Annotated in this window: 13 protein-coding genes; 6 read left to right on the top strand and 7 right to left on the bottom strand. The window is 67.6% G+C overall.

Going from position 1 to position 12,660, the window contains the following annotated elements:
- Positions 1-499: 499 nt before the first annotated feature.
- The 4 genes from AB4Y83_RS22160 to AB4Y83_RS22145 all read left to right on the top strand — a co-directional run bounded on the left by AB4Y83_RS22160 (position 500) and on the right by AB4Y83_RS22145 (position 2,834).
- Positions 500-1,042: a hypothetical protein gene (locus AB4Y83_RS22160; protein WP_442277072.1), complete on the top strand. Its 543-nt coding sequence runs from the start codon at positions 500-502 to the stop codon at positions 1,040-1,042.
- Complete coding sequence (locus tag AB4Y83_RS22155; RefSeq protein WP_442277071.1) at positions 1,039-1,422, top strand: hypothetical protein; 384 nt, start codon at positions 1,039-1,041, stop codon at positions 1,420-1,422. Before AB4Y83_RS22160 ends, AB4Y83_RS22155 begins: the two co-directional genes overlap by 4 nt.
- 250 nt (positions 1,423-1,672) lie before the next feature.
- Entirely contained in the window at positions 1,673-2,080 is a 408-nt protein-coding gene (locus AB4Y83_RS22150) for a hypothetical protein (protein ID WP_442277070.1), read from the top strand.
- A gap of 82 nt (positions 2,081-2,162) precedes the next feature.
- Positions 2,163-2,834, top strand: coding sequence for a DUF6766 family protein (locus AB4Y83_RS22145; protein ID WP_442277069.1), 672 nt, complete (start codon positions 2,163-2,165; stop codon positions 2,832-2,834).
- Positions 2,835-3,251: 417 nt separating this feature from the next.
- Here AB4Y83_RS22145 and AB4Y83_RS22140 read toward each other — a convergent pair whose 3' ends face one another.
- From AB4Y83_RS22140 to AB4Y83_RS22115, 6 genes are all read right to left on the bottom strand, one after another.
- Entirely contained in the window at positions 3,252-3,809 is a 558-nt protein-coding gene (locus AB4Y83_RS22140; RefSeq protein ID WP_442277068.1) for an ABC transporter substrate-binding protein, read from the bottom strand.
- A gap of 187 nt (positions 3,810-3,996) precedes the next feature.
- Positions 3,997-4,326: a phosphatase RsbU N-terminal domain-containing protein gene (locus AB4Y83_RS22135; RefSeq protein WP_442277067.1), complete on the bottom strand. Its 330-nt coding sequence runs from the start codon at positions 4,324-4,326 to the stop codon at positions 3,997-3,999.
- Positions 4,323-4,736, bottom strand: a complete 414-nt coding sequence (locus tag AB4Y83_RS22130) for an STAS domain-containing protein (RefSeq protein ID WP_442277066.1) — start codon at positions 4,734-4,736, stop codon at positions 4,323-4,325. Before AB4Y83_RS22130 ends, AB4Y83_RS22135 begins: the two co-directional genes overlap by 4 nt.
- Positions 4,733-5,647, bottom strand: coding sequence for an STAS domain-containing protein (locus tag AB4Y83_RS22125; protein ID WP_156415672.1), 915 nt, complete (start codon positions 5,645-5,647; stop codon positions 4,733-4,735). Before AB4Y83_RS22125 ends, AB4Y83_RS22130 begins: the two co-directional genes overlap by 4 nt.
- Complete coding sequence (locus AB4Y83_RS22120; protein WP_442277065.1) at positions 5,640-6,722, bottom strand: sigma-70 family RNA polymerase sigma factor; 1,083 nt, start codon at positions 6,720-6,722, stop codon at positions 5,640-5,642. The genes AB4Y83_RS22125 and AB4Y83_RS22120 overlap by 8 nt, the downstream gene beginning before the upstream one ends.
- Positions 6,723-7,576: 854 nt before the next feature.
- Positions 7,577-9,040, bottom strand: a complete 1,464-nt coding sequence (locus tag AB4Y83_RS22115; protein WP_442298201.1) for a right-handed parallel beta-helix repeat-containing protein — start codon at positions 9,038-9,040, stop codon at positions 7,577-7,579.
- A gap of 691 nt (positions 9,041-9,731) precedes the next feature.
- On the opposite strand from AB4Y83_RS22115, the gene AB4Y83_RS22110 reads away from it, so the two are divergent.
- Together AB4Y83_RS22110 and AB4Y83_RS22105 are read left to right on the top strand one after the other, a co-directional pair.
- Positions 9,732-10,481, top strand: a complete 750-nt coding sequence (locus tag AB4Y83_RS22110; RefSeq protein WP_442277063.1) for a class I SAM-dependent methyltransferase — start codon at positions 9,732-9,734, stop codon at positions 10,479-10,481.
- Positions 10,482-11,241: 760 nt separating this feature from the next.
- Complete coding sequence (locus tag AB4Y83_RS22105; protein WP_442277062.1) at positions 11,242-11,631, top strand: hypothetical protein; 390 nt, start codon at positions 11,242-11,244, stop codon at positions 11,629-11,631.
- A 243-nt stretch (positions 11,632-11,874) separates the two neighbouring features.
- On the opposite strand, the gene AB4Y83_RS22100 is transcribed toward AB4Y83_RS22105, so the two are convergent.
- Positions 11,875-12,234 (bottom strand): YtxH domain-containing protein, encoded by a 360-nt coding sequence (locus AB4Y83_RS22100; protein ID WP_442277061.1) that lies wholly within the window; start codon positions 12,232-12,234, stop codon positions 11,875-11,877.
- Positions 12,235-12,660 lie beyond the last annotated feature (426 nt).

Here is a 12,660-nt window from a genome sequence, read left to right as displayed (position 1 = left end):
ATGTAGGTGTGCACGGTCAGCAGCTCGAGGATCGTGTCGACGACCTTCTGCTTCTGGACCGCGGTCTGGCCGGGCTTGCGGAAGGCGCGGAACTGCTCGCGCACGTCTTTGTGGTCCTGCTTGAGCAGGACGATGGCATCGGTTGACACAGGCGCTCCTTCGAGCAGCGGGGCGGGGACGACCAGCAAACTGTGCCGTCCAGCCGTCTCGTACCCATCGCACACTGCCCGAACCACACGTGGGCAGGCGGCGTCGTCCGAGCGATTCCTTGCTCGAGTCCCTCGGACGCTGCGGGGCGCAGCCTCCAAGCGCACCGCCGTAGGCCAACGGCTCGGCCTTGGTCGCGAGATCAGTCAGCCCAGAAGCCGGACCGGTGTCGACGACGTGCGCGCGTAACGCCGTACAGCGGCGGAGCCAAGGTGTCTCGGGGTGGGAAACGGGTACGGCCAAGTCCCCACCGAACACCGCGCCGCGTGCGCCAGATGCACCAGGACTTCGCATGACGGCATACAGCACCTTCGTTCGTGCCACGCACGTGCTCACCAACGCAGCATGGTTCGGCGGCTCCTTGGCGGGTGCCGTCGCGCTGCACCCAGCCAGCCGCAAGAGTGATGACGCCCGCGACCGAGCCGAGATCGCCGACGAGGGGTGGCGCCGTTGGGGTCCAGTTCAGGGTGTGGCTATCGGCCTGCACCTCCTGAGCGGCCTCGCGATCTTGGCCGATAACAGGCGCCGCGTCGTCGGTCACCCTCCTACGGCGGCGGCCGTCGTCCTCAAGACGGCGCTGACAGGGACGGCGATCATGGTCAGCGCCGAGGCTTACCGATCCAGTGCCGAGCTCGACGATGCGCTCGAGCACGCTCAGGGGGATCCTGCGGTGGCGGACAAGGCCCACCGACTCACACACCGCATGAGCTGGCTGCGATGGGCCACCCCCGCGGCCACCGCGGGGCTCCTCGTGCTCGATGCCTACCTCGGCGAGCAGCAACGCGGCGTCGCAGGGCTCCTCGACCAGCCGTCCAGCTTGAGGCGCACGACGTGACGCGCGAATTCGAGTTCGCATTCGAAGGTCGCTACCGACTGCCCGCGCTCGCGTTCGGGATCACTCCGGCCACCGCCCAGGTCGTCGTCACCGCGCATGAGCTGCTTGTGAGGTTCGGGCCCTGGCGACTGCGAACGGCGCTCGCCAACGTCGCCGGCACCGAGGTCAGCAGGGGGTATGCCTTTCACCGGACGGCTGGTCCGCCCCATCTGTCGCTCGCCGACCGCGGCGTCACCTTCGCGACGAACTCGCGTCAGGGACTGTGCATAGCGTTCGTCGAGCCAGTCCATGCCATCGAACCCGCCGGAGTTCTTCGGCACCCCGCGGCGACGGTGACGGTCGCTGACCCGGAGGCGCTCGCTGCTGCCCTACGTCTCTGACCTACAGCCGTCCGGTGCGCCCGAGTGATCAGGGCGCGGCGTGTGAGGGGAGACGGTGCATCCCATCTCGGATCTGGCGCGGCGGTCCCGCCCGATGCGTGGCTGAAAGAGCGAACGCTGACCACCTCGGTGGTGACGGACGGCTGTTGGGTTCCTGTCGCGCGGAGGCGTGTGGTTGCGCGGCTGGGAGATCTCTGGCAACCAGGCGCCGGTGCCTCACGTGGACGCGTCAAGACCGTAGGGTCGCGCCATGACTCGTCTTCGCGTGCCTACCGTGTTGGCGGTGTGCGCCTGTTGGGTGTTGGCAGCCTGTTCCGGCGACAGCTCGCCCGCAGCGACGGCTGCTGCCCGGGCCGCCACCAGCTTCACCGCGTCCGTCGACGCGCAGCCAGAGGCAGCCTGTGCGCTGCTGGCTCCACAGACCCGTCAAGAACTCGAAGACTCCTCGGGTCCGTGTGCCCAGGGGATCAAGGACGCCAACTTGCCGAGCGCCGGGAGGGTGATTTCCGTGGACGTGTATGGCCAGGACGCCATGGTGCGGCTCGAGCACGACACCCTGTTCTTGGCGCGGTTCGGTTCCGGCTGGCGTGTGACTGCTGCTGGTTGCACCCCCCAGGAACAAGATCGTCCCTTCTCGTGTGAGCTCAAGGGAGCTTGATCGTGCGCGCTGCATTCATCGGCATCCTTCTGTTCATCGGGGCTGTGCTGGCTGCTTGCATCTTCGTCGGGCTGGCGCAGCGATGAAGCGGGTACGTGAGCAGGGCTTGACCTTGGCGTTCACGGCCCTCTTGGTCGCGGCGCTTGTCGGGCAAGCGCTGACGGGACTGGCTTCCTACAACCGGCAGGCGGCCGACGCCGGCCTTCCGTTGATGACGCTTCTCCGGTACGTGACGTCCTCGCAGTTCGCCGTCGACGTGGCCGAGAACTGGCAGTCGGAGTACCTGCAGTTCCTCCTCTTCATCCTGCTCACCGTCTGGCTGGCCCAGAAGGGCTCTCCCGAATCGAAGCCGCTGGACACGCTGGGTCGAGAGTCGGACAAGGACCAGAAAGTCGGCCGGTACGCCCAACGGGACTCGCCAACCTGGGTGAAGGCCGGCGGGTGGCGCCTGCGGCTGTTCTCGCGGTCACTCGGACTGACGATGGCGGCCATCTTCTTGCTGTCATGGTTGGCGCAGTTCATCGCCGGACGCTCGGCATACAACGCGGACCAGATCCAGGATCTCAAGGCCCCTCTCGACTGGGCTGCGTACGCGGCTGCCCCTGACTTTTGGAACCGCACGTTTCAGAACTGGCAGTCCGAGTTCCTGGCCGTCGCGAGCATGGTCGTGCTGAGCATCTACCTGCGAGAGCGGGGCTCACCCGAGTCGAAACCCGTGGGGCAGCCGCACGGCTCGACCGGCGTCGACGGCTGAGCGGTCTGCGGGCCCACAGGATGAGCGCGGCGAAGGTGACGATGCCGTACTTGGCGTGTACGACGGGCCGCGTGTGGAGTCTCGTCGAGGGGACCTGGATCCTGGGCTCAGCGACGCTCTGAAGGGACGATGTGCTCCTCGATGCGTTGCATGACCAGCATCAGCGCCAAGCCGACCAGCGGCGAGGTGAGGGAGAGGGCGAGCATGGGTGCCTTTCAATGGTGCCGGGTTTCCGGCAGACACGGCCCCGACCGTGTCGTCGTTCAGGCCTGATCCACTAAGCGCGCTGCGTCACTCTGCTTGTCGTGACAGACCGCGTCCGGGACGCCGGAGGGGCTCCGGGCCCTCGCCGGACCGGAGCCCCTCCTTCCCGAGCGAGATCAGACCCGGGGGTGCAGCGGGGCGAGCTGAACCGCGTCAGAGACCGAGGAGGCGGTTGAGCAGGTTGGCCAGCCCATTGATGCCGTTGCCGTCGAGGAGTCCAGCCACTGCACACAGGAGGTTGCCGAGCAGGTTGCCGGCGCCTGACTGGGCCGTGATGTTGAGGACCACCTGGTTGAGGTCGACGACGAGGCCGAGCACGTCGAGGTGCAGCGGTCCGAGCACGAGGTTGAGGATCTTGCACGTGCCGGCAGCGGTCGCGCTCGCCACCGTCGTGGTCACCGTCTGGGTCACCGGGGTCGTGGCCCCGGCCAAGGTGGTCAGGGTGCCGGTGACGACTCCGGTCACGGCCAGCTGGCCGTTCTGGTTGCTGAACGAGGTCGGGGCGAACGAGCCGGTGAACGTGCCCACGCCGGCGAGGACCTGGTTGATCGGCGACGACGCCGTCGTCCTCGGTGTGGCGGCCGCGGGCGCGGCTGCGGCGGCTGCGGCGGCTGCGGGCGCCGCGGATGCGCTGGCAACCGGCGCGAGGCCCAAGGCCGCGGTGGTGGCGAGGGTGACTCCGGCGGCGCAGAGCTTGTAGGTGAGCTTCATGGGTGTGACTCCTTCATCGGCGTACGGGCGGCCTCGTGGGCCGTCGGTCACCTCTGAAGAGCACGCCTCACGCATCACATGATGCGAGCTGACAGGACCTATGGGAGATGCCCTGCACAAAGTTCGAGCACGAACTGGTCCGATCAGTCCGGATATCGGCGGTGGATCCCGCGTCATGCGATCGCCGTCAAGGCGTCCGGTCGTCGTGTCGAGGCTCCAGGACGCTGCGGTGGCTCATGTCGTATGCGGCCAGCACCTCCAGCAGCAGCTCGCCCGACCGCTCGGCTACGTCCACTCGATCGTCCGGAGCGGTCTCGCGCAGGACCTCGGTGGCGACGTTCTGATGGATGCGCGTCATGACCAGCAGGCTGATACCGCCCGTGAAGGCGTGCCGCCCCAGCTCGTATGCCGATTCCCGGGCGGCCTCGTCGCGGCGGGGCAGGAAGCGCCGCAGCGTCGCGCGGTAGTCCTGGGTGAGGTCGTCGACGACGAGCCGCTCCGCTCGATGGGGGCTCACGTGCGTTTCTGGGGCTGGGACCGAGAAGAGCCGAGGTTCCGGGTCGCGGCAACCTCCGCGAGGAGCTGCACCCCTTCCTCGAGATCGAGGGCAGTAGGGATCTGACCCGTGCCCATGCCGAGCCGGACCATCGCGAAGGCTACCTCCGGCTGGATCCCGACAAGCACGGTCAGCGCGCCGCGCAGTCGTGCCATGTCAGCGATCCGGCGCAACGTCAGCGCGGCGAACGAGTCGATGACGTCGAGAGCTGCGACGTCGATGATGACTCCGCGCGAGCGGTGCTCCCCGATCTGTTTGACGAGGTCGTGCTCGAAGCGGACCAGCTCGGAGTCGTCCAGGGCAGTGTGGATCGACGCGATCAGGGTCGATCCCTGCCGCATGATGGACACGAGCGCTGGTCCGCCGTTCACGAGGTCGAGTCGACCTCCTTCCGAGTCACGGCGTATCCGAGGAGCCTCTCGGCCTCTTCGAGCCCACCTTGCAGGTCGCCGATGGTGTTCATCTTGCTCAGGTCGACCCCGATCGTCACGAGGGTTTGCGCGATCTTGGGGGAGAGCCCGGTAATGATGACGCTCGCACCCATCAGGCGTGACGCGTCGACCGTCTGCACGAGGTGGTTGGCGACCGCCTCGTCGACGTCCGGGGAGCCGGTGATGTCGATGACGACCACCTTGGCGCGGTGCTTGCGGATCCCGGAGAGCAGCTGCTCGGTGAGCTGTTTCGCGCGCTCGCTGTCCAGTACCCCGATGATGGGCAGGATGAGGAGCCTCTCGCGCACCGGTAGCACCGGGGTCGACAGCTCACGGATGGCGTCCTGCTGCTGGCGGATGACGCGTTCCCGCTCATCGACGAAGCTGACGGCGACGGTGTTGGCGATGCGGTTCGCCGCCGGTTCGTAAGCGTCGAGCACCTCGTTGAGCATCGAGAAGTCACGCTGGTACTTCTCGAAGAGCGAACGCGCCAGGACGTCGCGTAGCAGCAGCACGATCCCGACGACCTCGTGGGTCTCGACCCCGCGCGGAATGATCCGCTCGGAAAGGTCCCTCGCGTAGTGCTGCAGCGCCTCGACATTCCCCGTCTCGAGCACCTCGACGTAGTTGTCGTAGACGGACGTGGTCTCGGCGGCCATCTCCTGGGGAGTCATCGCCGTCAGCAGGTGGGCCTGCTGGATGCGCTGTGACCACTCCTCCTGGAGCCGGGTCCGGTGCTCCCGAAGATGTGCCACGAGCTGCGACAGCAGGTGACCGCTCGGTCCGGACCTGGCGGAGTCGTGCTCGGGTGCGGCGTGCACCGGCTGGTGGTCGGTGGTGCGGTCATTCATGGTCTGCCTTCTCCCATTTCGTCATGGTCACTGTGGTGCCGTGGCCGGGCTCGCTCGCAATGGCGAACTCGTCCATGAGGCGACGGACGCCCGGGAGGCCCAGGCCGAGTCCGCCGTACGTGCTGAACCCGTCGTCGAGCGCGCGTTCGACATCGGGGATCCCGGGTCCGCCGTCGCGGGCGACGATCTGGATGCCGCGGCGCGGGACCTCGAGCAGGTTGACCACGACCTCGCCGGTGCCGGCGAAACGGACGATGTTGCGGCATACCTCCGACACGGCGGTGGCGATGACCGTGAGGTCGGTGGGCCCGAAGGCCAGGCGCGACGCGAGCTCGCGCGCGGCCCCACGGGCCGTGACGATGTCGGGATCGGTGGTGACCGGGATGGTCAGACGGTCGTCGCGTGGCTGGCCCCGCTCGAGCAGCGGCTGGCTCAACCCGGCGCAGGGCTCGCACTCGAGCAGGTGCTGGGCCGCGTGAACCTCCCGCTGGCGTCGCTGGTCGCCGCTGCTCAGCGCCAAGAGGACCGCCCGGCACTGCTCGGTCGGAGGCTCGATCTGCGCCGCAGCCAAGAGGTACTCGACACGAAGTCGAGCACGCGTGCGGTTCAGCTGGGCTGCCACAGCCCCGGCCGTGCTGCCCTCGCGCGCAGCGAGAGTGCGCGTGTCCGTGCCCTTGACCTCGTGGTCCAGCAGGGTGCGGCGCTCGCGCTCGGTCAGGCGGGCAAGAGCGGTGGCCATCGCGGACTGCTCCTCGTCGAGCAGGACCTGCGTCTCCGGAGGATCGGGGGTGCTCAGGTCGACGACGCGATGCTGGTTTCGATGCTTGCGGTCCACGTCGCGCCACATTGACGCCACGACGTTGCGGGCTGTCACGATCGCGTACGGCTCGAGCATGCCCGGTTCGATGGTGGGGCTGGCCGCCAGGACGCGGGTGAGCGTCTCCTGGACCAGGTCCTCCGCGGCCGGGTGAGAGCCGACGCGGGCGTGAACGATCCGGCGGACCATGGGTATCAGGTCCGCGACGTCCTCAGCGCTGTGACCGGAGCGGCTCCCTGCGCGTTCGGTGGCGCTCACGCGCTCTACGTACCCAACTGTGCCTTCCACCCGACCCATGCGTGGGGAAGGGGGCCAACGGGCGTGGGCAGGACCATGCTGCGCCTGCTGGGCGTTCGTGGCGCTGTACACGCCACGCTGATGGTCGGACATCTTTGCCCGGGCTGGAGTGAGCGTGTCTTTGGCGCATCCGCCCGCCCCGACGGACCCGCCGGTCCGGCGCTGCCAGGCTCGGCGAGACTCGGCGTGCTGCGTCCCTTCCGTCGAGGCACATGGTTGGTGATGGCTGGCGGGGCCCCGGAAGCCGTCAGGCCGGCCCGGGGCCCCCGACGACGGTTCAAGGGGGAGGGGGATCGCCGTCGTCACCCTCGTAGACGCTCGAAGGCTGAGAGCATGACGCGGCCCGGGCTCCAGGCGGTCGCCGTGCTCGGTGTGGCGACTGTCCGTGGCGGACCGTGGTGGACCTCCGTGGGCTATTCGAGGGCCGCGGGTGATGCCCGGAACCGCCACCTGCTCGCCCCAAACGCGTTCGTAGTTCCGGCCTCGAGGTCCCTGTGGTGGCTTGAGCGCCCAGTACCGAGAGGCCTAGCAACGCCCTTCTTGTCACCAGACTCTGCCGCCCAGCCACAGAGGAGTACCTCAATCCGCAGGTGGCACTCGGCGGTTCATTCGTCGCCGACGATAGGTGGTCAGCCGCACGGATCAGCCGAAACTAACCGGACTTTCGGCCTCGATGCGCGCAGGATGACCCGCCCTGTCCGGGCCTCCGCGTCGGTGACCTTCTGCGTTGCGCAGTCGCACGCGATCGACCGGGACACCCTGCGGCTGGCGCGGTGCCTCAGGTTTGGTGCGTTACGTCGGTGACGGCCACCGCTTCACGTTGCGGGCTGGTACTCAAAAGCCCCCCGGTCGTCGAAGGTTCGAGGGCCGATGCCGATGTTCGGAGTAGCGGGGTCGTCCACTCGTGGGCGGGCGGGCGCGTCGGATGTGGTCTGGCCCGGCGCGCCCGAGTTGGCCGAGTCGATGGCCGGTGACCGAGCCGCGAGGGTAAAAGTGCCCGTGGCCGCCCTGGTGAAGCGCGGGTCGGCCTGCAGGCCCCGCGCCTCCTGGCCGCTCGCGGTGCGGAAGCTCGCCAGGGTGTTGTAGGAGGTCGTGCCCCAGACCATCATGGTGCCGGGGGCGCTGAGGTTCACGAGGTCGAAGTTGACGCTCGTGCCCAGCCTCGAGGTGGCGTCCACCCGGATGTTGCCCCCCGTTCTGGGGCACTTGACGGTCCCGCCGACGCCATTCGGGCACCGGATTCCGTTGTCGGTCGCGATGTTGTTGGCGATCGTGACGCCGCTGGTTGTGCTTGCAGCAAGTCCCTCGAGGTTGATGCCCGAGGTCGCGTTGCCGTACACCGTGTTCCCGACGATCGAGCCGCCAGTGACCCCAAGGCTGTCGATGCCATGGTCACCGGTGATGCAGCCGGATGTGTTTCCGGTGCTGGGGTGGGCGCAGTTGGTCTGCGCGGCGGTCGTGAAGCCCATGTTTGCGTACACGATGTTGTTGATGATCTGGTTGCGGTCGCCGCCCGGGAAGACCTGGATGCCCGAATCCTCGTTGTGGTGCACTCGATTGGCCTTGACAATGTTGCCCGGCCCGCGCAGGTCGATGCCCACCGCGTTGCGCACGTAGCCGTACGCGTTGAAGGAGAGCTCGTTGCCCACGACCTGGTTCCCGGTAGAGCCGCCGGCCATGAGGATGCCCGACCCGGCGTTGTTGGTGACCAAGTTGCCCTTGACCGACGACGACGTCATGGCATTGAGGTACATCCCGTACGCCGCCGCCCCGGAGATCCGCCGTCCTGAGGTCTGCACCGTGTTCCCGGTGATGCTGAGCCCCTTGGCATTGGACACATAGACGCCAGAGCTGGTCRTGTTCTGGATCCGGAACCCGGACACGGTGATCCAACTCTGGTTGGAGATCGTGAACCCGTGGCGCGGACCCGAAATGACGACGGTGGCGCCGGTGGCGGGCCGGAAGATGATCGGCAGGCCCGACACGCCTGAGTGCCAAAGGGAGACCTCCCCGAAGTAGGTGCCGGCAGCGACGACGACGGTCTGGCCGGCGACAGCGACCTTGGCTGCCTTGACGATCGTGCAGTACGGCAGAGTGGCGGTGCCCGTCCCTGAGTCAGAGCAGCTTGTGGAGCGGACGTAAAGAAACGTCGGTGCCCCGCTCGCGGCGCCGACGGGAACCAGGAGGCCCATGAGGCTGGCGGCCGTGACACCGGCGACGAGTTGTCTTCCGATCATGGGCGAGCCGGAGTGTTGGCGCGTCCTCAGAAATGGCTTCATCAGGTTCCCCTTGCCCGAGTTGTGTAGGTGACAGCCCTACTCTGCGAAAGCGCTGCGCTGAGCACGTCCGCTCGCGGCAGTAGTGGGGTCTACGTCCTTTGGTGTAGCCGCGGGCCTGCACCCGTGCATCGCCTCGGGGCCCGGACCGTGAAGGCCAACGTGCGAAGAATCGCGTCGGCCCCAAGAGAACGCGCCCGGTCAACCCACCCGAGGGCGTTTGCAGGGACGTGATAGCGGGCACATGGAAGCTATGCGTCTACGCGACCACAACAAGGGAGACCTGGCCCTCACGGCTCTGACCCTGGCGGTCGCCGCGGCGGCAGCCGCGAGTGGAACCGCTCGGTGGGCCAGCCGTCGCCGCCTCCGGCGCCACGGCTGCGTGCACGTGCAGCATTGCGAGGTAGTCGAAGCGCCCCATCTCAGGATGAGCCGCTCGTAGCGGATGGCCAGTTCGCGCTCGTTGTCTCGCCCGACGTGGAGCCGGCGGTCGGGGCCTTGCTGTGGCCGACAGCAGTCGGGTCGTCAGCTCGGAAGACTTCGTGCGCCTCGTCGAGTTCAGGTACCGAACAGGGCGGCGCGCCCGCATGCGTGGGACCACGCGCATCGCCCGGCAGATGCGGAGGTGACTCACCGTCGGTGCCGGCTCGGGCGGTGCGTGGCATGGCAACATCGTGGTGTGCCATTGGAGGGGATGCACCAGGACCGAGGACGCGCAGAGTCGTTCGGCTCGGCAGCGGAGGCCTATGACAGGTTTCGCTCCGGCTATCCTGACGCGCTCATCGACGATCTCCTCGTCGGCCGCCCCTCAAACACACTGGATGTCGGGTGTGGCACCGGCAAGGTGGCGGCGGCTATCGCCGCCCGCGGCTTCCGCGTCGTGGGTGTGGAGCCGGACCAACGGATGGCCGAGGTGGCGCGTGCGCGGGGGTTGGAGGTTGATGTCGTCTCGTTCGAGAACTGGGACAGCCGTCGTCAAACGTTCGATCTGGTCACCTGCGGTCATGCGTGGCAGTGGATCGATCCGCTCATCGGCGGGAGCAAGGCAGCGTCGCTTCTTCTACCCGGCGGAGTCATCGCCTTGTTCTGGAACTACCACGTGCTCGACGACGCCCTGCTGGCAGAGGTTCGAACCGCCTACGAGACGTATGCGCCTGACCTGTCCGTCCTCGGTCAGGATCCCAGCGGGCTCCAGGACGCGGACCCCTTCCGCGGCCTCCCATCGTTGTCGCCGGGAGAGACGCGCACCTACCGGTGGGTCCGCGAGTTCGAGGGCATGGACTGGACTGGGATGTTGGGCACGTTCAGCGACCATCAACGGCTGGGGGAAGAACGCCTGACCGCCTTGCAGCACGCCGTGCGTCGCATCATCGATCGGCACGGCGGACGCATTGCTGCGCAGGGCGGCACCTACGTGTGGTCCGCAAGAAAGGTGTCGAGTTGAGCTGGTGACCACCACTCTGTGTTCGGTCGAGGAGTCCCCGCCGCCTTGACGTCCGGGGGCAAAGCTCACGGTCGCCGATCTCACGGTAGAGGAGCGGGCCGGGCTGTATGCCGCCGACCGCTGGGATGGACGCACCGACGAGCGGCCCGACGCCGACGGTTCGCCTCGACGAGTCCCGGCTCGTTGACGTGGGCAGCGCGCTGGCGCTCGCCCCCCGCGATATCGAGCATGACCTGAACGTGGCCCTCGCGTCGAGATCACCTGTAGCCCGCCCAGCCCCAATCACGGTGCTCGGCGCCAGGAAGCGGTCGCCCTCACGGCGTAGGCAGAGTCCGTCGCAGCTACTCGTCAAATCGATAGTCTTCACGGCCTTGAACAGCACTTCGATTCGTGAGGCGTTGGAGTCGGCCTTGACGCTGCGCAGAAGCAACTGCGCGTGGCCGCCGCCGTAGCGCCACATCCGGAAATGGCGCGAGCTCTGGAACCCCGTAAATGGTCTCTGAGTCACTCACTGTGGGCATGGCGACACGGTAAGGACCCCCGCCACGACCTGTGCAGACCCGCGGCGCCACGCGGGAGGGTCGGGCGTCACGCCCTCAACGCGGCACGAGGGACATATGAGGGGAAGCGACCCACTCTCGGCCGTTGTGCTGCGCAGCGACCCGATGAGGAGTAGGCCGGGACCTTGGGCTTTGAAACGCGCAGAGTCCTGAGGGCCTGTCAGCCCGTCTGCAATCTCGTACTCGGAGGAAGGCACGTCATGATCAAGCGCTTATCTGCCACAGCCATCGCCGGAGCAGTCGCGATGATCGCTTTTGCGCCCGCAGCATCAGCGGATCCCAAGACCACCACGATCCCGTTGACCTGCGACAACGGTCAGACGCTTGAGGCAGCCTTCAACGGGAACGGGGACTTCACTCCCGGGCACGTTGTCGGCAGCACGCAAACGTTCGTCATTCAGTCCCTTCAGGCGACAGCGACGTTCACGCCCACCGGTGGCGACCCCTTCGTCGTGCAGCAGCTCGACACATCCAAGCCGCACGTCCACGGAGATCTCGTGACCTGCCATTTCGACTTCGTGCGTGCGACTCCCACAGGGTCCTTCCACGGGGTCGGGACCTCAGTCGTCTTCATCACGCCGGCGTCCTAGCGGACATGTGAGGGTGCGCATCGGGTGCGAGCTCCGAACTGGACTTGATGAAGTACAGCGAGGAGTCCGCACCGCCCCCTAGGGAGGGGACGACGACGCGCGCGGTCTGCGGCATGAAGGCGTATCCCACTGGTCGCAGGAGGCTGGGTCTGGACGATGTCCCGGACCTGGCCGGCGTCATGGGCGTCATGTCGCTGGCAGAGTCGGCCCCCGAGTCCGGCGCCGCGATCAGGTGGCGGGCTCTCAGGGCAGCGGACCCTTGGGCCCGTGGTCCTTCTGGAACTGCACGGCCTCCTCGATGGCGTCGTCCCCGGCATCACGTGACGCGTGGGCGGAGCTGTCGTCTGAGCCGGAGTCCGATGATCCGGACACGACCGCGGTGACCTTTGAGGTCGCCGTCCTAGTGGCATCGGCCACCTTGTCCGCGACGACCGGCGCCTGCTCGCGCACCAGCTGTGCACCTTGGTGTGCTTTCTCCTGCACGCGGGGGTCGTCCTTCAGCTGGCCGATCGCGCGCATGAACTGTTCGTAGGGCTCCCGCCCGGCCCGCGAGCCGAGCAGGAAGCCGACCGCGCCGGCGGTGACGATGAGCAGTCTTTTCATGAGGGGCCTCCGTGTGTCGGGTCGTCGCCCTAGGTCGGGCGCCGACGATCTCCCTGAGGCATACCCACCATCGCCTCGTTCGGCATCAACGCCCGGGCGGGTCACGGGCCCCGTTCCACCTAGGGTCCCGTCCGCATCTAGTCCGCACAAGGTCCGCAACATCTCCGAGCAGGGCCCTGTCGAGCCATCGCACCCAACAGTGGGGACTGCTGACGCTCTGGTTGACACCTGACCTGTGGCGACAGAGGCCGCCGCTGGAAGGATGTACACCATGCCTGCAGCCCACCCCAAGGAGTTCCGCGACGACGTGATCGCCGTCGCCCGGCGCGGCGAGGCCCCGCTCGGCCAGGCCTGCAGCCCACCCCAAGGAGTTCCGCGACGACGTGATCGCCGTCGCCCGGCGCGGCGAGGCCCCGCTCGGCCAGG

The organism is Terrabacter sp. RAF57, assembly GCF_052113925.1.
Taxonomy (GTDB): Bacteria; Actinomycetota; Actinomycetes; order Actinomycetales; family Dermatophilaceae; genus Terrabacter.
This window is presented reverse-complemented; position numbering and strand designations above follow the sequence as displayed.